Below are 23,487 nucleotides of genomic sequence, written 5' to 3' on the forward strand. Positions count from 1 at the left end.
GTATAATGAATTCGGTTACCTGTTAATAAAGCGTTTTCATTTCGATTATGGAGGAATCATTCATGCAAGAAATCCTATTGTCATTGCTCGCTGGTCTTATTTGTGGCATGATTTTCACCGCTTTGAAGTTGCCGCTCCCTGCCCCACCCGTTTTACCTGGTGTCATCGGCATCTTCGGTGTGTTTCTTGGGATGAAAGTATATCAATTCGCACTCGCGAACTGGCCATTTTAATTCAAAAAACGAAGCCCGCGGGCTTCGTTTTTTTTACATATCGTAATGTCTTGCTTTGTGACACGTCGGGCAAAGCCATGTACCGCTTCCTGCTTCGAGATGATACTCCATCAGACGAACCCCAAATGCTCCAAAACGGCTCAAGTCATCCCCGCATGCCTCACAGACAGTCGTCGGGGCGAGTTGTAACCTCGCCTGCTCGTCCGCCAAATGGGCGCGGAACGTCTCCCGGGTCCACTTCGCAGAAGGGACGCGGTACCCCCGCTCCCACTTATCACGAATCTCGACGTCCGTGTCCCCTTCATACAGGCCCGTTCGCAGCAGCGGATGATGAAAGTCGAGGCCGATCACATCGACGAGACTATACGCCGTCACCTCGGGCGTTGCCTCCGTCCGCCAATAGCGGTCGAACGGGCGCTGCGTCTTCTCGACGAGCATGACTTCGACTTCGGCCACGATTCCATATCCGAGAATCTCAATCCACGCTGTCGCCTCGTCAATCTGCCCTTCCACATAAAACGGGCTCGCTTCTTGAAAATATGTCGGAAGCGCAGACCAGACGTCATATACGTTCGGGTTGATTCGGATGACGCTCATCTTATTGGTGCGCGAGCGTGAACTGTTCGCGCCACTCGGCGTCAAAGCGGTTCGCCCGGAACATCTCGATTTCCTGCTTGTATGGTGCCACTTTCGTCTTCTCACTGATTGGAATATATGGCGTCTCTAAAATCTTCGGCAAGTGGGTGAACGCCTCGTGATGGATGATGCGGTTCAACGTATCAAAGCCGATCTCCCCGTATCCGATATTCTCGTGCCGGTCTTTCTTCGCGCCACGGACGTTCTTCGAGTCGTTGACGTGGATGACACCGAGCCGATCCAATCCGACGATTCGGTCGAACTGTTCGATGACGCCGTCCAAATCACCAACGAGGTCGTAACCTGCGTCATGGACGTGACACGTATCGAAGCAGACCGAGAGACGATCGTTATGCGTCACTCCATCGATGATGGTCGCTAGCTCCTCGAACGTCTTGCCGAGCTCGCTGCCTTTCCCAGCCATCGTCTCGAGCGCGATTTTAACCGTCTCATCGCCAGTGAGCACTTCGTTCAAGCCCTCGATGATGCGAGCGAGTCCGACGTCTTCACCGGCACCGACGTGGGCACCGGGATGGAGCACGACATGGCGCGCGACTTGGAGCGCCTCGGCCCGTTTAATCTCGGCTGCTAAGAACGACACGGCGAGTTCAAACGTCTCGGGTTTCGTCGTATTGCCCAAGTTGATGATATAAGGGGCATGGACAACGATTTCCTCGATGTCGTGCGCCGCCATATGAACGAGCGCCGCCTCGATATTCAAGTCTTCAATCGGTTTGCGACGTGTGTTTTGGGGCGCACCCGTATACACCATCATCGTGTTGGCACCGTAAGATACGGCCTCTTCACTTCCTGCGAGCAACATCTTCTTACCGGAAACTGAAACGTGGGAACCAATTTTTAACATAGTCATTTCTCCTTCATTCTCATCTGTCTTTAGTGTACACAAAAAGAAGAATCGACTCCACGAAGTCGATTCTTCTTTTGGTTAGCGACGGTTCTTCTTACGAACTTCGCGACGTTCCTGACGTTGGCTCTGCATATGTTCACGTGAGGCCGTCTCTTTCAACTTATACTTGAACTTCTTCTTGTAACCAGGCTTGACCTTTTTCTTCGCCTTCTTGATTTCGCCCGCCATCCGGCTGTGCGCCGTTTGCGAGACTTTCATCTTCCGGTCGGTCGTTCGGCGTTTGCGTGTCTTAATCTCTTGAAGTGACCCGTTCTTCACATCGACGTGCTTGAACGTGAAACCACGCTCTTCGAGTCGATTGATCGGACCGTTCTCGTGATCTTCATACAACGTGTACGCTTCACCCGTCTCACCGGCGCGGCCCGTCCGGCCGACGCGGTGCGTATAGAAGTCAAGGTCTTTTGGAATCCCGAAGTTGATGATGTGCGACACACCTTTAATATCGATGCCGCGCGCCGCCAAGTCGGTGGCGATGACGAACTGATATTTCGCGTCGTTAATGTCTTTGATGGCTTGCTTCCGGCGACGAGCTTGCATGTCCCCATGAAGCGTGCCGACGTTGAGTCCCGCCTCGCGGAACGACGTCTCCAACTCATCTGCATCTTGTTTCGTGTTTGTGAACACGAGACAGACGAACGGGTTAATCGTTTTTGCGATTTCGACCGTCAACGCCTTACGGTCACGGTGACGGACCGGGATGACGTGATGCTTGATTTTCGGAACGACACGGTGCTCTTCACTCGCTTCCGCGTAGCGTGGGTCGTGCAAGTATTTCTTCAAGAACGGCTGTAACTTCTCAGGGATTGTCGCTGAGAAGACCATCGTTTGAAGTTTCTCTGGCAACGACTGCGCGATGCGGTCGACTTCAGGCAAGAAGCCCATGTCAAGCATTTGGTCAGCTTCATCGACGACGAAGTGCGTGACTTTGTGCGGGAATAACGCTTGGACTTTCATCAAGTCGAGCAAACGACCTGGTGTCCCGATGATCAGTTGTGGTGGGTTTTTCATCTTGTCGATTTGTCGTTCCCGGTCAGTTCCTCCGACAATCAGACTTGTCTTAATATAGTCCGGCTGTTTGACGAGGAGTGTTTTCAACTCTTCGTGAATCTGCCAAGCGAGTTCGCGCGTCGGTGCGACGACGATGGCTTGGACCGATTCTTCTTTCGGATCGATTGCTTCTAAAATAGGTAAGAGGAACGCAAGCGTCTTCCCCGTCCCGGTTTGTGATTTCCCAATGATATCGCGGCCATTCATCGCAGCCGGAATAATCCGGGCCTGAATGTCCGTCGGTACTGTGATGCGCTTTTCTGTCAAGGCATCGACGATAAACGGTAACAATTTGAACTGTTGGAAGCTGTTCAATCGATACACCTCCTGTTTCTTTCCACTTTTCCTAGCATAGCGGAATCTAATCATTTGTCAATTAATCTTTTGCGAGCCCTTCATATAAATAGCTCGATGTGTAGTAGTGTGGTGCGATTTTTTTGCCGCTCAAATGTAGTTCGAGCGCTTTAAATCCGACCTCGATCATCTCGTTCGGAGATTGGACGACCGTCGCATTCACTTTGCCGTTGTGGATGAGCGGATAAATTTCTGTCACCCCGTCAACCGACACGAGCGTTTTGTCGCTGAGCCCATGACTTTCAAGGGCGCGGACGACACCGAACGTATTGTCATCGTTATGCGAGAAGACGGCATCGAACGGGATATCAGCCTCGAGCCAACGTGACATCTCAATCTCCGCTTGGAACGTATCATAGTTTCCGGTGATGGAAGCGACGACTTGAAGGTTGTCGTTCGCCTTATCATATTCCGTCAATCCGAGACTCCGGTCAATCGTCGAGCGGACTTTGGCCGTCCCGCGCACTTCGACGACTCGAATCGGACGGTCGAGCCCGGCGTGTTGGGCGGCGATATGGTTCGCCGCCATGCGGCCGATCTCGACGTTGTCGGACATGACGGACGTCAAGACGCTCTCATGGTCAATCATGCGGTCAATCGCGATAATTGGGATCCCTTCCCGCTCGGCACGCTCGAGCGACGGACGAATGAACGCCTCGTCGAGCGTCGTCACAAAAATCGCTTCGACCCCGCGGTCAATCAAGGCGTCCAACTTCTCTTTCTCTAACACCCGTGAGTCCTCGCTCGTCGTCGGGACAGGGATGAACCCTTTTTGATTCGCCGTCCTGACGAAAGCAGCCAACAATTTATTGGCGTGCTCATGCTTTTCACTGACGAAGACGAAACCGACTTCGTTGTTCTCACTCGAACGTTCCGGCAATTGAATCGAGGTGATCAGTAAAATCGTCAACGCCCAGACGACAGGTAGCCATAACCAGTAATGTTTGAATCCTTTCGTCATGGGTGCGACCGCCTTGGGATTTTAATCATCATGGCCGTACCTTCTCCTTCAACGCTCTCGATGTTCATGTCACCGTTCACGGCTTTCAAGTATTCGCGGATCATGTAGAGACCTAAGCCGTTGCCGTTCTCTTTCGTCGTGTAAAACGCCGATCCGACCGATTTGACTTGAGCCTCGGTCATGCCGATGCCGTTATCCTCAATCAAGAAGCGATAATCCCGCTCCGTGAACTGAATGGTGACCGTCACATTCCCGTCGGCCCCTTTCGAGTCGACGGCTTCGACCGCATTTTTGAACAAGTTGTAAATGATTTGAATGAGCATGTCGCTCGAGCAGTAAAACGGCGGCATGTCGTTCGGGAAGTTCAACTCCCAATTCGTGACCCGTTTATAACACTCGGCGTCGAGCAAGAATTCAAGGCGACTCGCAAACTCTGTCATATCGAGCCATTCTTCTTGCAGTTTCGCCTGATCTGGCTTGGCGAGCGTGAGCATCGTCGTAATCAAATGGTTGGCCCGGTCGAGCTCTGAGAGGGCGAGGTCAAGCATTTCTTGGCTGCTATGCCCCTCTTTCACCATCTGTAACGTGATTTGGACCGGTGTGAGCGGGTTGCGGATCTCATGAGCGATTCCGGCCGCAAGCTGTCCGAGCGAGGCGAGCTTCTCTTGCTGAAGCAACAGTTGTTGCTGGCTAAGCTGTTCCCGTCGTGCCGTCTCCATGCGGCGGGAATAGTCGTTATACGTATCAAGCAACGTCTCGACTTCTTTGGAGCCGGTCCGTTCTAGTTGAATCGGTTCGAGCGACTGCTGCTTCTTGATGTTTTGCACGAGCTCGAGGAGCGGGCTCGTCAACGTCTTCGACAAGAGCAAACCGACCATGATACTTAAAAAGAACGTGACGAGCGTAATCATTAAATATTGCCAGCGCGTCGCATAGACCGCCTCGTACACAGAATCAGTACTATGTTTGGCGAGGACGCTCCAGCCGGCGACGCGGGCGTCCGGTTCATACATGATGACGTCATCCTTAGTGCTGAAAATCGTCCGGACCGCATAGTCGTCCGTCGCCTCGATAATCGAGCGAGGCAGACGACGTTCCGCGTCCGTGACGAGATTGAACGACGTCGATAACACCTCGCCCCGCTCGTTCAACAAGTAAAGAATCATATCGTCGTTCGCCGATTCGAGCATGCGTCGATATAAATCGGAGTTGAGCACGCTGATGCTGCCGCCGAACATCCCGACCAACCGGTTATCCTCAAGGACCGGTACGTACAAAAATGTCCCGACGTCACCGGAGATGGAAATCGGTTCACTCATGAATAAGTCGTTGCCTCCACCGTTGAGCACTTCGTTAAACTTTGCATCGGCTTTCAGCGTCGTGGCCGGCACTTGACGTTGCGAGTACCATTTAAAGGCATCGTCCCGTAAATCATAATAAAAAATCGAGGTAAAGCTCGTGCGCTGATTCAAATAGCCGGTTCGAATCCGTTCTTCGATATACGTCTCGTTTCCGACGTAGGCGCCGAGATAGACCAAGTCTTCATACAGTTTACCGAGTCGCGTCTCTAGGTTCTCGATACTTCCGTCAATCGCATAATCAAATTGTTCTTTCGCTAGCTCTTCCGCCCGGGACACCGTCACACGATCGGCAGAGAACGCTAGTGAAGAGATGACAAGTCCTAGTATAATGAAGATAATAAATGTAATCTGAAAGAAGTACGATTTTCGAACTTCAAGCAATGTTCTCAAGCGTTCCACGGTGTCCCTCCTTTCTAACCTTAAGATTATAGCATGAATACACGCAATTCTTTTCGTATTTTCGAAACAATGTTAGACTAATACGTATGAAAGCATCGCGAAAGGAGCGTTCCTTACAAAATGAAAGTTAAAAAAATCAGTCCACGCGGATACTGCTACGGCGTCGTCGATGCCATGAAGCTCGCCAACGAAGCGGTGGCCAACCCAGATTTACCGCGTCCTATCCATATACTCGGCATGATCGTCCATAACCGACATGTCACCCAAGCGTTCGAGGACCTCGGCGTCAAGACGGTCGACGGCGAGGATCGCATGAAAGCACTCGAGACCATCGACCGCGGAACGGTCGTCTTTACCGCTCACGGCATCTCGCCGCTCGTACGTAAACGTGCCATCGAGAAAGGATTGACGATTGTCGATGCCTCGTGCCCGGACGTCTTGGTCACGCACGATTTGATTCGTGAAAAGACGGCCCTCGACTATGAGGTCATCTATATCGGGAAGCACGGACACCCGGAACCAGAGGGTGCCATGGGCGTCGCCCCGGGCAAAGTTCATCTCGTACAATATGAACGGGATTTCGAGGCGTTGCCGGCCCATCTCTATGAGACGAAAATCCTCGTCACGAACCAGACGACGATGAGTCAATGGGACGTCTCGGCCTTGATCGAAATGATTCAAGAGCGTTATCCACACGTCGAAGTGCATAATGAGATCTGTAACGCGACACAAGTCCGTCAAGAAGCGGTGGCCGAACAAGCCGGCGATTGCGAACTGTTAATCGTCGTCGGCGACCCGAAATCGAATAACTCGAACCGCCTGGCCCAAGTCTCTAAAGAGATTGCCGGCACGAATGCCTATCGCATCGGTGATTTGAGCGAGCTCGACCTGGCTTGGCTCGATGGTGTCGAGACGGTCGCCGTCACGTCAGGCGCGTCTACACCGACGCCGATCACGAAGAAAGTGATCGACTTCTTGAGCCAATATGACCCGCTCGATTTGAGCACACATGACAAGACCCCTTATCTCGAACTCCGTAGCATCCTCCCGAAAGTGAAGGCGCTCCGTAAGTGACATCAAACCCCGTCCTCGTGATGATATGCTCCCCAATAGGTAGACAGATGAAATAACAAATCTGTTTATCTGATTGGGGAGTGTTTTTTTATGGCGAGAAGTCGGCATTCGATCGAACAAAAACTGAGCGCGCTGCGCATGATGAATGAAGAAAAATATACTTGGAAGGAAATCATGGAGGCCCATCACGTCTCTAAGCATACCCTTCGGGTATGGAAAGTGAAATTCGATACCGGTGGGATCGATGCGTTGAAGGAATCGAAGACATGGAGACCTTACACCAAGGAACAGAAGATTGAGGCCGTCCGCGACTATCTAGATGGGATCACTACTATGGAAGTTCTCTCCAAACATCAGATCAGTGATTGGTCTGTTCTTCGAAGATGGGTTAAGAAGTATACTAGTCATAGCGAGTTAACAGATTCGAGGAAAGGGATGGATCGAGCTATGACAAAAGGAAGAAAAACTACATTCGAAGAACGCTTTGAAATCGTGAAATACTGTTTGGAGAATGGACGCAACTACCAACAGACCGCGGAAAAATTTCAGGTGTCCTATGCCCAGGTCTATGGCTGGGTCAAGAAGTATGACACGAACGGGGCAGAAGCGCTCCTAGACCGCCGTGGGCGTACGAAGCCAGAGGACGAACTAAGTGAAGAAGAGAAGCTGAAACGCCGTATCCGGCAAATGGAGCTTGAGAACGAACTTCTTCGTGCAGACAACCTGTACCTAAAAAAGTTAGAGGAGATCGAGAGGAGGTCGTGATCAGCCAGGTACGGCTACAGCAAAGATACACCGCCATCAAAGAACTATACGAAGAGGAGGCCATTTCGATCGTCCTCCTCTGTCGGGTCGCTGGCATCTCACGGGCGGCCTATTACAAATGGTTGAATCGCACCATACCGGTGCGTCAAGAAGAGAACGAGGAGCTTCTGGAGGACATTCGTCTACTCTATGACCAGGCGAACGGCACATACGGATACCGTCGGATCACGATGACAATCAATCGGCTGCGTCGGCAACAAGGTCTGTCCCCGTTCAATGAAAAGCGAGTCTATCGTTTGATGCATATCCATGGGATCCAATCAATCATCCGCCGGAAGCGGAAGAAACATAAGAAGTCGACGCCACAGCATGTGGCGGAGAACCTGATGAACCGAGAGTTCAGTGCGTCCCGCCCGGACGAGAAATGGTGCACCGACGTCACCGAGTTCAAATATGGTTCCGGAAAAAAGGCATATCTCAGCGCAATCATCGACCTGTATGACGGCTCGATCGTCGCCTATCGTATCGGGAGGTCCAACAACAACGTTCTCGTCTTCCAGACGATGATGCCAGCCATCGCGGGGCTCCGGTCAGGAGCGGGTCCGATGATCCATAGCGACCGAGGGTTCCAATATACCTCGAGAGGGTTCAAGCGAATGGTGGAAGACGCGGGACTGACCCACAGCATGTCCCGGGTCGGACGTTGTATCGACAACGCCCCGATCGAGAGTTTTTGGGGCACCTTGAAAGTTGAGATGTACTACTTGCGTCAGTTCCAGGCCTATAACGAACTCACGACGGCCATCGAGAAATACATATCGTTCTACAACCACGAGCGTCTCCAGAAACGACTAAACGGCTTGAGCCCTGTCGAATACAGGTCTCAAGCCGCCTAGGTTGGTTTTCATTATTTGCCCTGTCTACTTGACGGGGAGCAGTTCATGAGAGGACGGGGTTTTCACATCATCAATAGAAACGAAACGGATTCGTATCGGCTTCGGACACGAAGAATTCGACATCGAGCTTCGCACGTTCTCCTTTTTGCCGCATGACGTCGACGACACCCTGCTTCATGACACTCTCGACATGATGACCCGGGTCGACGACCGAAAGACCGAGAGCCATCGCGTCGTGCGCCACATGGAAATACAAGTCACCCGTCACATACACGTCCGCGCCTTTGAAATGGGCGGCCGACACGTATTTGTTCCCATCACCACCGAGGACGGCCACTTTCTCGATTGTCCGGTTCGGATTGCCAACGATACGCACCGCCTCGACGCCAAAGCTCGCCTTGACGTGCTCTGCGAACGCAGCGAGTGTGAGCGGGGTCGACAGACGACCAATGCGCCCGAGACCGAACACACGCCCCTCGATGTCGTCCCGAATCAAATCATAGGCGACCTCTTCATATGGATGTGCGTCCGTCATCGCCTTGAGTACTCGTTTCTTTTGGCTCTCCGTGACAATCGTCTCGATTTTCACTTCCTCGACATGTTCCATCTTGCCGTGTTGGCCTAGATAGGGGTCCGACCCTTCGAGTGGTGTGAACTGACCCTCTCCCGAGACGGTGAACTGACAGTCCCCATAATCTCCGAGACGACCGGCTCCGGCCCGGCCGAGCGCATCCGACACGGCTTGTCGATGCGTCGTCGGGACGAACACGGACAGTTTATACACCGGTTCTTCATACGTCGGGATGAGCACCGTCGGATCGACCAACCCGAGTGCCTCACTCATCCAGTCGTTGACCCCGCCCTCGCAGACGTCCAAGTTCGTGTGGGCCACATAGACGGCGATGTCATGCCGAATGCATTTCATGACGATGCGCCCTGCCGCACTGCGGTCGTTCACTTGTTCGAGAGCACTGAAAATCGGTGGATGATGGGCGATAATCAAGTCGACGTCTCGTTCGATGGCCTCATCGACGACCGATTCGAGCACGTCGAGCGTCACCATGACCCGATGTACCGGTTTATTCAACGTACCGATTTGGAGACCGATTTTATCGCCCTCGACGGCAAGATGTTTCGGGGCAAATTCGTCAAACAATTGGATGACATGGTTTCCGTTCGCCATTAGTTGCTCACCTCTCTCATTTTGTCACGTAACGTCTTGAACTCCTCCTGTTTCTGGATGAGCGCCTCGGTCTGTGCCCCCTCGGCCATTTGACCGAGCACATAATCGAGCTTGTCCGCTTCGCGTCCCCATTTCAGCTTGAACGCCTCAGGCCGTGTCTCGAGCAAGTAAGGTCCGAACATGAGCTGCCAAGCCCGTTCCGTTTCATCCGAACTATAGCGGGTCTCCGTACCACGTTCTCCGACGAGAATCTCATATACTTTATCGTTCTCTTCGACGATGGACTCGGCGATCAACACGAAACCTGCGTCGAGCAACCATTCGCGGACGTGTTGTCCATCCACGTTCGGTTGCAAGACGAGGCGTTCGACCGCGCCTAACTTGTCACGGCCACTCTCTAAAATCGACCGAATCAAACTTCCTCCCATCCCACAGATTGAGATACAGGTCGCCTCATCTGCTTCGAGGACGGCGAGTCCGTCCCCGAGACGGACGTCAATCTGTTCAGTCGCGCCAATCAACGCGACTTGCGCTTTTGCCGCCTCCATCGGTCCGCGGTTCACTTCGCCGGCGATGGCTCGATTGACGATGCCTTGTTGGACGAGGTAGCACGGCACGTAAGCGTGGTCAGATCCAATGTCCGCCACTACGCTACCTTTCGGGATGAAATCGACGACTTGCTTCAGCCGCCGGTCTAACGTCACTTGTTCTTGCATAGGGACAACTCCTTTTTCTACTTCTTCACTATTAGGGTAACGAATATTGATAGCCAGGACAATAAAAAACGTACCCCGTTAGGAGTACGTTTCCCTCTTATTGTTCGAGCAACCAAGTCGCGAGCACATCCGCCTCTTCGGCAGTGGCGAGGCCAGCTGGCATCGCACCTTTACCGTTGACGATGATGTTCGTGATCTCTTCAGCCGATAAACGTTCGCCGACACCAGTCAAGGCAGGACCGACGCCTCCTTCGAGATTTCCACCGTGGCAACCTGTGCAGCCTTTAGCCGCATACAAGTCTTCTGGGTTCATCTCAGTGACAGACGGACCTTCAGCAGCTTGTTGTGCTTGGTTTACGCCAAAATACGATAATGAGACCATGGCAATGATTGCGACGATCGCAATCGCTGCAAACGGTAACAATGGATTACGCATTGCATTTCCCCCTCATGTTCATTCCAAATTTCTACCCATCACTATTTTACTCAAAAAATAATAAAGAAGGAAGGAAAATCACTCATTTTCCTTCCTTTCTTCTAAAACTTCACATTTTATTCAAAAACACAATTAATCGAGGAAGTCTTTCAAGCGTTTCGAACGGCTCGGGTGACGAAGTTTCCGAAGTGCCTTCGCCTCGATTTGACGAATCCGCTCACGGGTGACGCCGAACACTTTACCGACTTCTTCAAGCGTACGCGTGCGGCCGTCATCGAGTCCGAAGCGGAGACGGAGTACGTTCTCTTCACGGTCCGTGAGCGTGTCGAGCACGTCTTCGAGTTGTTCTTTGAGCAATTCATACGCGGCGGCATCTTGTGGAGCCATCGCATCTTGGTCTTCAATGAAATCACCGAGGTGTGAATCGTCTTCTTCACCAATCGGCGTCTCAAGTGACACCGGTTCTTGAGCGATTTTCAAGATTTCACGCACCTTCTCAGGTGTGAGCTCCATCTCTTTGGCAATTTCTTCAGGCGACGGTTCGCGTCCGAGGTCTTGCAACAATTGACGTTGAACACGAATCAATTTGTTAATGGTCTCGACCATGTGAACCGGAATCCGGATTGTCCGGGCTTGGTCCGCGATGGCACGTGTGATTGCTTGACGAATCCACCACGTCGCATATGTCGAGAACTTGAACCCTTTCATATAGTCGAACTTCTCGACGGCTTTAATGAGGCCCATGTTTCCTTCTTGAATCAAGTCGAGGAAGAGCATGCCGCGCCCGACATAACGTTTCGCAATCGAGACGACGAGACGGAGGTTGGCTTCGGCAAGGCGTTTCTTCGCCTCTTCATCGCCTTGTTCAATCCGCTTCGCGAGTTCAGTCTCATCTTTCGCGCTAAGAAGATCGACGCGTCCGATTTCTTTCAAGTACATGCGGACCGGGTCATTGATTTTAATGCCCGGTGGGACAGATAGGTCGTTCAAATCGACCTCTTCGTCTTCTTTTTTCGATGGCGTCTCTTCGGCATCGGCCGCATCTTCTGTGACGCGGATATCTTTACCTTCTAAATCTTCGATGAAGTTATCGATAAAGTCTGAGTCCACCTCGAAATGGCTGAGGCGATCTTGAATCTCCTGCATCGATACGACGCCTTTTTTCTTCCCTAATTTCTCAAGTTCCTCTATGGCGTTAAATAAATCCTCTTTTTTCTTCTCTGCCATCTAGCAGTTCAACTCCTTCCAAACTTCCTCCACGTTCATCGTTCACGAAGCCGACGACTCCGGGTAATCAATTCTTGTAACTTGGATGCCTGGTCTACTATACTTTCGGCATCTTGTCCGATTTCCCTTTTCGCCCGCTCGATTTGACGCTGTTCCTCATAACTGTTTATGACCTTAATGTATTCATCTAAAACCTCTTCGGTCAGTTCATCCGGTGCGGCCATGAGTCGAATCTCGGCATAACGATTCGCATAGTCCGGACGTTGGTCACAATATCGTTCCATGAACGGAGGGGCGACCTGTTCGAACTCCTCGTGTGTCATGTCCTCGGAGACGATTTCATACAATGCCGTCGCCAACATCCGGTGCACCTCGTCCTGGTAGGACAGACCGAGGCGGTCCCGGACGAAACGAACCCGTTCCGGACCACTCAACATCGCCCGCAGCAATAACTTCTCCGCTTTGACGTAGCGTGGCTCGTTTGCTTTAGACGAACGCCGGCGGACCGGCTCCGGTTCGCGGACGGGCTGTGGGACGGCTTCTTTCGAAGACGTCTTCGGCATCCGCGACAATAACGTCTCGACCGGAATCTCAAATTCGTTGGCCAGCTTCTTCACGTACAGGTCACGGCGAATCGAGTTATCCGTTTTACTAATTTCCACAAGCATAGATTCAATAAACCGTATCCGTTCTCCTTCTCGATTCATGTTTTTCCCACGCCGGAGCGTGCGGTTCATGAAATCGAGGACGGACAACCGTTCCGATTCGACCAATTTACGCCACTGTTCCGCCCCGTTCGTCCGAATGTAGTCGTCCGGGTCGGTCTTCTCAGGTAACATCAACACTTGCACGTCGAGCGGATAGCCTTCGAGCAAGCGGACGACTTTCATCGTCGCTTCCTGTCCGGCCGTATCGCCGTCGTAACAGATGATGACTTCTTCGACCATGCGGGCCAAGGCGCGGGCATGTTGGGACGAGAACGCTGTCCCGAGCGAGGCGACGACTTCTTTCGTCCCGGCTTGCGCGACTTGTAAGACGTCGACGTTTCCTTCGACGAGCAAGACACGTTTTTGTTTGCGCATCGTGGCGCGGGCCTGTGAGAACCCGAATAAGAGTTCACTCTTATTAAATAACGGAGTATCCGCCGTATTGACGTACTTTGGCTGTCGCTCATCGATCGCCCGTCCGCTAAATCCGACGATGGTGCCGTCTCGATCCGCAATCGGAAAGACGACTCTGCCTTCGAACCGGTCGAAATATTCACCGGATCTAGACTTAGAAATCAATCCCGCTTCTACCATGACCTCGAGGTCGAAACCTCTTCGTTCTAATGAATCCACGGTGAATCGGCGATGGTCGGGCGCGTAACCGATCTTATACTGACCGATCGTCGACTCCTCTAAACCGCGCTGCTGCAAATACGTCAATCCGACTTCGCCCGCCTCGGTCTTCATCAACACCTCGTGATACAAGTCGGCCACGACCCGATGCGCATCGCGCATCTGTTTACGGAGGACTTGGTCTCGCGATAATTCCTCGTCGCCCGACACGCCACCTTCGATTGCGATATTCGCTCGCGTGGCGAGGCGTTCAATCGTCTCTGGAAACGATAGTCCTTCCGTCTCCATAACGAACGTGAACACGTTCCCGCCGGCGCCGCATCCGAAACAGTGATACATCCCTTTCTCCGGGGACACGGAGAACGATGGGCTGTTCTCCGAGTGGAACGGGCAAAGCCCGACGAGACGATGTCCTTGCTTCTTCAATTCAACGCGTTCACTAATTAAATCAACGATATCTGTGGCTTGTTTTACTTCCGCAATGACTTCATCCGGTATGCGCGGCAACTTGACCACTCCCTATCCAAACTCGCAACGAAACGGAACGTTCACCACGTTCCGTTTCAATGTCATGTCAGTACTCTATTATACCGTTATCACCAGTCGATTACTAATCCGAGTGCTCAATCCTCTTTTGATTGATCGAGCATCCGCAAAATGATGCCAGCCGTCTCTTCGACGGCCTTGTTCGTCACATCGATGACCTCGCAACCGATCCGCTCGTAAATCCCACGGGCGTATTCGAGCTCCCGGTTAATCCGTTCGAGTTGGGCGTAATCGGCCTCGGGTTTTAATCCGAGCGACTTCAACCGTTCCATCCGAATCGAAATCAATTTGTCAGGGGAGATAATCAAGCCGACACACTTGTCAGGCGGCAATTCAAACAGTTCTTCCGGCGGGCGTGACTCCGGCACGAGCGGCACGTTCGCGACCTTATAGCGCTTCAGGGCCAAATACTGCGAGAGCGGTGTCTTCGATGTCCGTGAGACGCCGACGAGGACGATGTCCGCCTTTTTCAACCCGCGCGGATCACGTCCGTCATCGTACTTGACCGCGAACTCCATCGCTTCGATTTTCCGAAAATAATCTTCGTCCAAACGATAGATGAGTCCTGGTTTTTCACGCGGACTCTCACCGAGTTGACCAGCGAGCACATCGAGCAAATCCCCGAGCAAATCGACCGTCTTCACACCGTACTCTTGTCCGAGACGGACGAGCAACGACCGGTGTTCTTCATTGACCAACGTGAAGGCGATGACCGCTCCTTGGGCACGCGCTTGTGTCACGACGTCGTGAATCGTCTGTTCATCTTCGACGAACGGGATGCGGAGCGTCTCAATCGCATTCTCATGGAATTGGATGCTCGCGGCCCGGACGACGAGTTCACACGTCTCGCCGACTGAATCGCTCACGACAAATACGAGTTGTTTTTGTGTCAGTGTCAAACCAGATTCCTCCTCAGAACGACTCATCGTTAGCGAGCGCGATTAATACTTTCGTCATGTTCGTCTTCGTCATGCGACCGAGCACAATCAGCTTGCCATCCTTCTCTTCAACGACCGGCATGGCATCGATTTGCTTCTCGATCAACTTCATTCCGGCCCGAATCAACGTCTCACCCTTCTCGCATACCGTGATGTTCGGCATCCGGGTCATGATGACGTTGACCGGCAACTGATCGAGATCTTGATTACCGATGGCAGCCCGGAGTAAGTCTTTACGCGATAGGACGCCGACGAGCTCATTGTCTTTCCCGACGACAAACAGCGAGCCGACGTCTTCCAAGAACAACGTCACGACAGCGTCATACACCGTCATCTCGTTACTGACGACTTTCGCCGACGACATGAAGTCTCCGACCGTCAACGAGTCAAGCTTTTCCCGAAGCAGGGATGAGTTTCGTTTGCCGACGAACGTGTAGCCGACACGCGGTCGGGCTTCTAGTATTCCAGTCATCGTCAAAATGGCAAGGTCCGGTCGGAGCGTGGCCCGGGTGAGCGATAGCTCTTGGGCGATCTGCTCCCCCGTGATCGGTCCGTTGACCCTTACGATTTCAACGATCTTCTGTTGGCGTTCATTCAGCTGCATAGCCAACCCCCTCAAGTTTGGTCAGAGTACGAGCGCGCTAAAATCGGCGACATTCTCGATTGTCGCAGCGAGTCGTTTCATCTCGCGCAGACGGTTCTCGCGAATCGCTTCGACATCGCTCATGACCATTGTATTTTCAAAATAAGTGCTAATCGGATGTTCTAGGGCGCGCAATGATGTGATTGCTTGATGATAGTCGCCCGCCTCGACCGCGCGTTCCGTCTCCGGTAACGTCGCTTCGATGGCAGCGTGGAGATCTTTCTCCTCCGTATTTTCAAACAATGACGGATCGACGTCCCCGGCCTCGCCTTTTTTAGCGATGTTGACGACGCGTGTCAATTGTTCGATGAGCAGTTTCGCCTCGCTCGCGAGCATGGCTTGAACCGCATCCGCTCTCGCATCGAGTCGGTCGATCGCAAGGCCAGTCGTCAAGACCGCGTCAATGACGTCATAACGGACTTGTCGCTCTTGCAGACGATACTTCAAGCGAAGCATGAAGAAGTCCTCGAGTTGCGCCTTGACTTGTTCTTTATCGGCATCGTAAAGTCCTGCCTGAAGTTGCGAATCGACAACTTGTGAAAGTAATTTGTCGAGTGGCAAAGCAATCTTCCAATCCGCCAAAATTTGAACGACCCCTTGGGCTTGACGACGGAGCGCAAACGGATCTTGTGAACCGCTCGGGATCATGCCGATTCCGAAGAAGGCAGCAATCGAATCCAGTTTATCGGCGAGTGCGAGTACGGCACCCGTCGATGTCGCCGGCGAGGCATCACCAGCAAAGCGCGGCATGTAGTGCTCACGGATCGCCGCGGCCACTTCCGCGTCCTCACCTTGTTGGAGCGCATACTTCTCACCCATCACTCCTTGAAGTTCTGTGAACTCATACACCATTTGGCTGACGAGGTCGAACTTATGGATGGCACCGGCACGCGCCACTTTGGCTGCATCCGCATTGAACAATGGCGCAAGCGTTCCTGCGAGCTGTTCGACGCGACGGACCTTATCTCCCGTCGTGCCCAACTTCTCATGGAAGACGATGCGGTCGAGACGGACGAGTTGTTCGTCAATCTTCGTCTTTTGGTCTTCCTCATAGAAGAAGACGGCATCTGCCAAGCGGGCCCGGATGACCTTCTCGTTCCCTTTGGCAACGTTTTGAAGGTGTTCAGCATTTCCGTTACGGACGGTCACGAAATAGTTTTTGAGCGTTTCACCGATATAAACCGGGAAATAGCGCTGATGTTCTTTCATCGTCGTAATCAAGACTTCTTCTGGAAGTTCGAGATAACGGGCATCGAATTCACCGAATAGCGCTGTCGGCCACTCGACGAGGTTCGTCACTTCTTCGAGCAACGAGGCATCGAGCGGGACGGTCCACCCCTGTTCTGAAGCCAACTCCTCGATTTGACGTTCGATGCGCCCTTTCCGGTCTTCGTACGAAGCGACAACGAACTCGCGTTCAAGCGTCTCAGCGTAGGCAGCCGGTTCCGTGATGACGACGTCACCCTTACTCAAGAAACGGTGACCACGCGTCACGTTCCCGGTCTTCACGCCTTCGATTTCGAAATCGATTTGTTCGGCACCGAACAAGGCGACGAGCCAACGAATCGGACGCATATAGCGTAGGCTGCTCGTGCCCCACTTCATGTTTTTCGGGAACGTCATGCCACGGACGACGTCTTCGAGTGCTGGGAGCAACGTGCTCGTCGGTTGACCTGATTCATGACGGTCGGCGAAGACGTACTCGACACCTTTCTCTTCGGCGAAGTACAAGTCGTCGACCGATAGGCCGCGGCCACGGGCAAAGCCGGCGGCTGCTTTCGACCAGTTTCCTTCAGCATCTTGAGCAATCTTTTTCGCTGGTCCGCGAAGCGTCTCCGTCAAATCTTGTTGGTTCTCTTCCACGTCTTTGACGAGAACGGCGAGGCGGCGCGGTGTCGAATAAACGGTGATGGCACCGAATTGGACACGGGCTTCCGTCAAGAAGGTAGTTACGCGTTCCGCCAATTGTTTTTCTGAACGGAGGACGTATTGGGCTGGTAATTCTTCAAGTCCGATTTCTAATAAAAGGTCACGCATCAAGGGCACCTGCTTTCTGTTGGTTCAAAAGTGGGAAACCGAGACGTTCCCGCTCTTCGATAAATTTGGCGGCACATGCACGGGACATGTTACGGACGCGTTGGATGAAACCGGTCCGTTCTGTCACCGAGATGGCGCCTTTCGCATCGAGAAGGTTGAACGTATGCGAACATTTAAGGATATAGTCGTAAGCCGGGAAGACGAGGTTTTCGTCCAAGGCACGCTTCGCTTCTTTTTCATACGTATCGAACAATGTGAACAACATATCGACGTCCGAGAGCTCGAACGTATATTTTGAATGTTCGAATTCCGGCTGATAGAAGATATCGCCATATTTGAATCCGTCTGTCCAGACGAGGTCAAACACGCTTTCGACTTCTTGGATATATGACGCAAGACGTTCAAGACCGTACGTGATCTCGACGGCGATCGGATCGCACTCGATGCCACCGACTTGTTGGAAATACGTGAACTGAGTGATTTCCATCCCGTTCAACCAGACTTCCCAACCGAGTCCGGCCGCACCGAACGTCGGGTTCTCCCAGTTGTCTTCGACGAAACGGATGTCGTGCTCGAGCGGATTGATCCCGATCAACTCTAAGCTCTCTAAGTAAAGCTCTTGGATGTTGCTTGGCGACGGCTTCATGATGACTTGGAATTGGTGATGCTGATACAAGCGGTTCGGGTTTTCTCCGTACCGTCCATCCGCCGGACGACGTGATGGCTCTGTGTAACAGACGTTCCACGGCTCGGGTCCGAGACTCCGTAGGAACGTCATCGGGTTCATCGTGCCGGCCCCTTTCTCAACGTCATACGCTTGCATTGTCAAACAGCCTTTCGACGCCCAGAAATTTTGTAACGTCAAAATAATTTCTTGCACGGTCATGTGCTTCATATGTGACACCTCCAAAAGTATTGAAACGACAAAAAACGCCCCTATGTGCCATGCACATAGGGACGGGATTACCCGCGGTTCCACCCTACTTGCCTCGAGATGAGGCCACTCTTTGGATTGTGGGCGCTCTGGAATTGCCATTCACTTCAACCTGGCGTTCGGCTTCCACCTTCCCGAACTCGCTGCACCCACGGTATAAAAGCTACTTGTTTTCCTTCATTGCGCACGCTATTTCATTTGTCTAATCGTAGATTATGGTATCGAATCTTGTCGAAAAAGTCAATCATCGTTCAAGTACAATCGCTGCATTTGGTCGAGGACCCGTTTCGTCTTCAGCCGCAGACCGCTATAGGAGTCCATATACGCATCAAACAGCTGTCGGAGCAGAATCCGCGTCTCTTTCGTGAGCGGAACGTTACTGAATTCGGACAGTTCGTGCCGGCTCATCAAATAGAGCAACTTCGCCAGACGCTCGCTCATGCGAATCGATCCTTCTTCTTGGTGCCGGGCGCAGAGGAAGCCGCCGGCCGTCACCGAGAAGTACATCGGGTCGGTCACATCGTTGCACCGGATGCAGCCGGTCAAGACCGGTGCGACCCCGAGCAAGTGCAAAATGCGCAGTTCGAAGTGATGCGTGATCACTTCCGGATCCATCCCTGCATTGAGCGCCTGCAGGGCGTCGTTCAAGATGCGATAGAGCGGACGGTTCGGGACGCGGTCCTCTACCGTCCGGTCGACGAGTTCGAGCCAATACATGGCGTATGCCATCCGCTCGACGTCTTTTCGGATTTCCGGATAAGACGTGATCACATCCGACGATTTCAATTGGCCGAGGCCACGACTCGCCGGAAAGATATATACCGCTTCGACGAACGGCTGACTCGACGAATGCAGACGGCTGCCCGGCTTTTTCGCCCCTCGTGCCATGACGGCAACTTTTCCGAGCTCTTCGGTGAACAAGGTGACGACTTTGTTCGACTCTCCGTAATTGACGGTCCGAATGACGATTCCCGTGACCTTTTGCAACATGGCTTAATACTCGTCGTCGCGGAAACCGAGGTCGCGGAGTTGGCCCATCTTGTTACGCCAATCTTTTTGCACTTTCACCCATAGGTTCAAATACACTTTCGTCCCGAGGAGCGCCTCGATGTCGTGGCGCGCTTCTGTCCCGATTTCGCGGAGCATCGCACCTTTTTTGCCGATGACGATTCCTTTTTGAGAATCACGCTCGACCATGATCACGGCCTCGACATCAATCATTTCCGAGTTTTCCCGTTTCTTGATCGATTCGATGGCGACCGCGATTGAGTGCGGCACTTCATCACGCGTCTTATGGAGCACTTTCTCGCGAATCAATTCAGAGATGATGAACCGTTCCGGGTGGTCGGTCACTTGGTCGGCCGGATAATACATCGGTCCTTCCGGGAGCAACTTTTTGATTTCTTTAAGGAGCGGTTCGACGTTGTTGCCTTGAAGTGCCGAAATCGGGACGTACGCCGCGAAATCGAGTTGATTCGTATACTGCTCGATGACAGCCGGAATCTCGTCCGGATGAATCAAGTCGATTTTGTTCATGACGAGAATGATTGGCGTGTCGAGCCCTTTCAACTTCTCGATGATGAACTCATCGCCGGCGCCGCGCGGTTCCGTGACGTTGACCATGAAGAGGATCGCGTCGACTTCACGTAGTGCGTTCGTCGCGACTTTCATCATGAAATCGCCGAGACGGTGTTTCGGCTTATGAATCCCTGGCGTGTCGATAAAGATGATTTGCGAATCATCCGTCGTATACACACCTTGGACCTTATTGCGCGTCGTCTGCGGCTTGTCTGACATGATGGCAATCTTTTGTCCGATGACCCGATTCAAGAACGTCGATTTCCCGACGTTCGGACGACCGATGATGGACACAAAACCTGATTTAAAATCTTCTTGATACATAGTGCACCTGCTTTCTAAATTTCCAATACGTTCAATCATATAACGAATTTGTCGATTATATAAGGGCCAAAAATGAATAGTGCCGTGATGGCGGCCCCGATCGCTGCGACGAGGACCGACCCGGCCGCGACGTCTTTCGCTTGCTTCGCGAGGGGGTGGATGTCTTTCGTGACGAGGTCGACCGTGCGTTCGACCGCCGTGTTCATCAGCTCGAGCGCGATGACGAGCACGACCCAGCCGAACAGAATCAAGTTCTCGAGTTTCGTCGTCGGGAGCCACCAGGCAAACACGACGACGAGCAGGCTCGATACGAGATGAATCAGCATGTTGCGTTCGGTCCGCACTGCGTGCACGATGCCGTGCAAGGCGAACCAGAACGGTTTCACACTTCGCCTCGTTTCAGCTCGAAGTGAGCGAGCACTTGTTCTTGGCGCGCCGTCATCTCTGCTTCTTCCTCGGGCGTCATATGGTCATACCCGAGCAAGTGGAGAAATCCGTGAATCGCCAAGAATCCGAGTTCCCGTTCGAACGAGTGGCCATAATCGGCCGCCTGTTCGCGACAACGTTCGACCGAGATGAGCAAGTCCCCTAAGAGACGGGGCTCGTCTTCATCGAGCATGAAGTCCATCTCGTCTTCTCCCATCTCATCAAAGGCGAAACTGATGACGTCGGTCGCCGCATCTTTCCCGCGCCATTCGCGGTTGATGGCTTGAATCTCATCGTTCGTCAAGAACGTGACCGATAGCTCACTCGGTTCTTCGACGTCTTCTTCCATCGCCGCATGGACCAATATGGATTCAACGAGCTCGATTTGAGCATCCGACAATAAGCCGTGCTCATCGTTCGAAATGATTTGCATGTAAGTCTCCTTCTTTCTTCAGTTCTGGATACTCGATTCGTTCATGGAACAGGCCGGTCAGCGTCTCACACGCGCTTTCCCCGACGCGCCATACTTCTTTCGTCGTCAACTCGCAGTCTTCGAATTGCCCGTCTTGTAGCTTATCACGAATAATCGCACTGACGAGCTGACGAATCCGTTCTGGTGTCGGTTGCTTCTGTGACCGGACCGCCGCCTCGATCGAATCGACGATCATGACGACCGCCGCCTCGCGTGTCTGCGGCTTCGGTCCCGGGTAGCGGAACCGTGATTCATTGACGTCACGCGTCTCTTTCGCTTTCACATAAAAGAACTTCAAGAGCGATGTGCCGTGATGTTGCTCGGCGATATCGATAATCTCTTTTGGCAACTTATAACGACTCAACAGATCGGCCCCGTCATATGGATGGGCCATGATGATGTCGGCTGATTCCTCCGGTGTGAGCCGGTCGTGCGGGTTGACGCCGTTCTGCTGATTCTCGATGAAATGGAGCGGACGCTCGGTCTTACCGAGGTCATGATAATAACTGGCGACCCGGGCGAGCAGTCCGTCGGCACCAATCGCCTCGCACGCCGATTCGGCCAAATTGGCGACCATCATGCTGTGATGATACGTCCCCGGAGCCTCCATCAACAACTTGCGTAACAGCGGATGCGTCGGACTCATCAATTCGATGAGGCGACCCGACGATAGGACGCCGAACCACGGTTCGAGGAACGGCAAGAAGCCGAACGTGAGCACGATGGACAACAGCGCGCTCGTGATGGCGAAACCGGATAAGTAGGCGACCATCTCCCACGTCACTTGCGTGTTGCGCAAGAACAAGAGCGCGAGCACCATGATGATATTGATAATGCCGAGCAACACACCGGACAAGAATAGTCGTTTGCGCTGAATCTTCGGTTCGACGAGGAAGACGGCCAAGAAACTTCCGGTCGCGAAATAGACGACCGTCATGAAGCTCGTGTTTTGCCCGAAACTCGCCACAATCGACCCGGCAATCATCGTGATCAACGCCGAGGCGAGCGCGACCCGTTCATCGACGAGGATACGCAACAACAGGACGACGAATGCCGTCGGTGCGAGCACGTACGCATATGTCGTGAACTCGATACCGATATAACCGACACCAAAGAAGATGCCGAGCTGTAACAATAATAATCCATAGACAGTAATCAAGATTTTAGGGCGGAGTAACAATTGTTGGATTTTCGAACGGATTAACATGAACAGAAAACCGATTGTCAACAGTCCGCTCAGTAAGTAAGCCCCGAACAGCGGTGCGAACGAACGATTTGGATCGATAGCCCCTGTCAATTCGAGTTTGCGGTATATTTCGCGCGTCACGACCTCGCCTTGGTTGACGAGCAACTGGCCTTCTTGAATGATGACCGGTTCGACCGCATCGACCGCCTGCTGTTCTTTCTCACGTGTCGCTTCAGAGTCGAACACGTAGTTCGGTACGATCAATTGATCGCTCAGGCTGTTAGCGATCGCCCGGAACTCGAGTGAGAGCGGTGATTGGTCGACAAGTGTCTCAGCCCGATCTCTCGCTTCTGAGATGGACTGTGAGCTCGTGTCGATGCGGTTACCCATCACTTCTTGGAGCGCCGTCACGGTGACGTCTTCGACCGTACGACGGGTGTTCTCGCTCGCCTCGAGCAGAAGGTTCAGTTCATCATCACCGAGGAATCCGTTCACCTCGGTCGAATTCAAGCGATTTTTGATGTCTGATAGCTCGGTGTCATCTTCCGTCTCTTCGAACGCTGCGAACAGTTGCTCGACTTTGGCGATCTGTTGATCGGCAAACTCGCGCCGCAACGAGAACTGACTGCCGACGCTATTGATCGCATCTTGTCGTAACCGCTCCGTCGCCGTCCGGTCTTCAATCGTGACCGGCGAGCGAATGTCCTGTTCGGCAATCCCGAGCGGCTCGACACTAATGATGGATGGGCGCACCGTAAAGTATAGAATCGCGCCTAAAATGAGAAAAAAGAGGACGGAGATTGTCGCGACCGTCCAATGACGTGCTTGCTGCATCAGTGCCCCCCCT

The 23,487-nt window shown here is 52.7% G+C and carries 22 protein-coding genes; 3 read left to right on the forward strand and 19 right to left on the reverse strand.

The window, feature by feature from the left end; translation table 11 throughout:
* Positions 1-62 precede the first annotated feature (62 nt).
* Entirely contained in the window at positions 63-233 is a 171-nt protein-coding gene (locus KNP67_RS09245) for a DUF1427 family protein (RefSeq protein ID WP_021065708.1), read from the forward strand.
* A gap of 33 nt (positions 234-266) precedes the next feature.
* Here the strand turns inward: KNP67_RS09245 and KNP67_RS09250 are convergent, their stop codons facing one another.
* From KNP67_RS09250 to KNP67_RS09270, 5 genes are all read right to left on the reverse strand, one after another.
* Complete coding sequence (locus KNP67_RS09250; protein WP_251128647.1) at positions 267-875, reverse strand: hypothetical protein; 609 nt, start codon at positions 873-875, stop codon at positions 267-269.
* Positions 832-1,734 (reverse strand): deoxyribonuclease IV, encoded by a 903-nt coding sequence (locus KNP67_RS09255; protein WP_021065706.1) that lies wholly within the window; start codon positions 1,732-1,734, stop codon positions 832-834. The genes KNP67_RS09250 and KNP67_RS09255 overlap by 44 nt, the downstream gene beginning before the upstream one ends.
* 81 nt (positions 1,735-1,815) lie before the next feature.
* A complete protein-coding gene (locus KNP67_RS09260) occupies positions 1,816-3,168 on the reverse strand; it encodes a DEAD/DEAH box helicase (protein WP_031199865.1) in 1,353 nt (450 codons plus the stop codon).
* A gap of 52 nt (positions 3,169-3,220) precedes the next feature.
* The gene (locus tag KNP67_RS09265) at positions 3,221-4,159 is read right to left on the reverse strand and encodes a sugar ABC transporter substrate-binding protein (RefSeq protein ID WP_021065704.1); all 939 of its coding nucleotides are present in this window, start codon (positions 4,157-4,159) and stop codon (positions 3,221-3,223) included.
* Positions 4,156-5,919 (reverse strand): ATP-binding protein, encoded by a 1,764-nt coding sequence (locus tag KNP67_RS09270; protein WP_131471275.1) that lies wholly within the window; start codon positions 5,917-5,919, stop codon positions 4,156-4,158. Before KNP67_RS09270 ends, KNP67_RS09265 begins: the two co-directional genes overlap by 4 nt.
* A 120-nt stretch (positions 5,920-6,039) precedes the next feature.
* Between KNP67_RS09270 and KNP67_RS09275 the strand changes: the two genes are divergently transcribed.
* Entirely contained in the window at positions 6,040-6,993 is a 954-nt protein-coding gene (locus KNP67_RS09275; protein WP_029595228.1) for a 4-hydroxy-3-methylbut-2-enyl diphosphate reductase, read from the forward strand.
* Positions 6,994-7,083: 90 nt separating this feature from the next.
* A protein-coding gene (locus tag KNP67_RS09280) for an IS3 family transposase (protein WP_214756524.1) occupies positions 7,084-8,654 on the forward strand; the annotation gives its coding sequence in 2 pieces (ribosomal slippage) (positions 7,084-7,723 and positions 7,723-8,654; 1,572 coding nt in all).
* Positions 8,655-8,724: 70 nt separating this feature from the next.
* Here KNP67_RS09280 and KNP67_RS09285 read toward each other — a convergent pair.
* The 14 genes from KNP67_RS09285 to KNP67_RS09350 all read right to left on the reverse strand — a co-directional run bounded on the left by KNP67_RS09285 (position 8,725) and on the right by KNP67_RS09350 (position 23,474).
* Positions 8,725-9,837: a Nif3-like dinuclear metal center hexameric protein gene (locus KNP67_RS09285; RefSeq protein ID WP_214756525.1), complete on the reverse strand. Its 1,113-nt coding sequence runs from the start codon at positions 9,835-9,837 to the stop codon at positions 8,725-8,727.
* A complete protein-coding gene (locus KNP67_RS09290) occupies positions 9,837-10,553 on the reverse strand; it encodes a tRNA (adenine(22)-N(1))-methyltransferase (RefSeq protein WP_021065700.1) in 717 nt (238 codons plus the stop codon). The genes KNP67_RS09285 and KNP67_RS09290 overlap by 1 nt, the downstream gene beginning before the upstream one ends.
* Before the next feature lie 97 nt (positions 10,554-10,650).
* The gene (gene cccA / locus KNP67_RS09295; RefSeq protein ID WP_021065699.1) at positions 10,651-10,989 is read right to left on the reverse strand and encodes a cytochrome c550; all 339 of its coding nucleotides are present in this window, start codon (positions 10,987-10,989) and stop codon (positions 10,651-10,653) included.
* Positions 10,990-11,121: 132 nt separating this feature from the next.
* Complete coding sequence (gene rpoD / locus KNP67_RS09300; RefSeq protein WP_021065698.1) at positions 11,122-12,216, reverse strand: RNA polymerase sigma factor RpoD; 1,095 nt, start codon at positions 12,214-12,216, stop codon at positions 11,122-11,124.
* 35 nt (positions 12,217-12,251) lie between these two features.
* Positions 12,252-14,072: a DNA primase gene (dnaG, locus tag KNP67_RS09305; protein ID WP_235045158.1), complete on the reverse strand. Its 1,821-nt coding sequence runs from the start codon at positions 14,070-14,072 to the stop codon at positions 12,252-12,254.
* A gap of 107 nt (positions 14,073-14,179) precedes the next feature.
* Positions 14,180-15,028 carry a pyruvate, water dikinase regulatory protein gene (locus KNP67_RS09310; protein ID WP_051627707.1) on the reverse strand — a complete coding sequence of 283 codons (849 nt, stop codon included), beginning with the start codon at positions 15,026-15,028 and terminating at the stop codon, positions 14,180-14,182.
* The gene (gene ccpN, locus KNP67_RS09315; RefSeq protein WP_021065695.1) at positions 15,015-15,644 is read right to left on the reverse strand and encodes a transcriptional regulator CcpN; all 630 of its coding nucleotides are present in this window, start codon (positions 15,642-15,644) and stop codon (positions 15,015-15,017) included. Before ccpN ends, KNP67_RS09310 begins: the two co-directional genes overlap by 14 nt.
* A 21-nt stretch (positions 15,645-15,665) precedes the next feature.
* Positions 15,666-17,720, reverse strand: coding sequence for a glycine--tRNA ligase subunit beta (gene glyS, locus KNP67_RS09320; protein WP_021065694.1), 2,055 nt, complete (start codon positions 17,718-17,720; stop codon positions 15,666-15,668).
* On the reverse strand, positions 17,713-18,606 hold the full coding sequence (gene glyQ, locus KNP67_RS09325; protein ID WP_370447070.1) for a glycine--tRNA ligase subunit alpha: 894 nt from the start codon (positions 18,604-18,606) through the stop codon (positions 17,713-17,715). Before glyQ ends, glyS begins: the two co-directional genes overlap by 8 nt.
* A gap of 288 nt (positions 18,607-18,894) precedes the next feature.
* Complete coding sequence (gene recO, locus KNP67_RS09330; RefSeq protein ID WP_021065692.1) at positions 18,895-19,644, reverse strand: DNA repair protein RecO; 750 nt, start codon at positions 19,642-19,644, stop codon at positions 18,895-18,897.
* 3 nt (positions 19,645-19,647) lie between these two features.
* Positions 19,648-20,556, reverse strand: coding sequence for a GTPase Era (era, locus tag KNP67_RS09335; protein ID WP_029595225.1), 909 nt, complete (start codon positions 20,554-20,556; stop codon positions 19,648-19,650).
* Between the two features lie 35 nt (positions 20,557-20,591).
* A complete protein-coding gene (locus KNP67_RS09340) occupies positions 20,592-20,942 on the reverse strand; it encodes a diacylglycerol kinase family protein (RefSeq protein ID WP_029595224.1) in 351 nt (116 codons plus the stop codon).
* Entirely contained in the window at positions 20,939-21,415 is a 477-nt protein-coding gene (ybeY, locus tag KNP67_RS09345; protein WP_021065689.1) for an rRNA maturation RNase YbeY, read from the reverse strand. The genes KNP67_RS09340 and ybeY overlap by 4 nt, the downstream gene beginning before the upstream one ends.
* The gene (locus KNP67_RS09350; protein ID WP_021065688.1) at positions 21,393-23,474 is read right to left on the reverse strand and encodes an HD family phosphohydrolase; all 2,082 of its coding nucleotides are present in this window, start codon (positions 23,472-23,474) and stop codon (positions 21,393-21,395) included. Before KNP67_RS09350 ends, ybeY begins: the two co-directional genes overlap by 23 nt.
* Positions 23,475-23,487: the final 13 nt, after the last annotated feature.

Source organism: Exiguobacterium sp. s157, assembly GCF_018618205.1.
Classification (GTDB): Bacteria; Bacillota; Bacilli; order Exiguobacteriales; family Exiguobacteriaceae; genus Exiguobacterium; species Exiguobacterium chiriqhucha.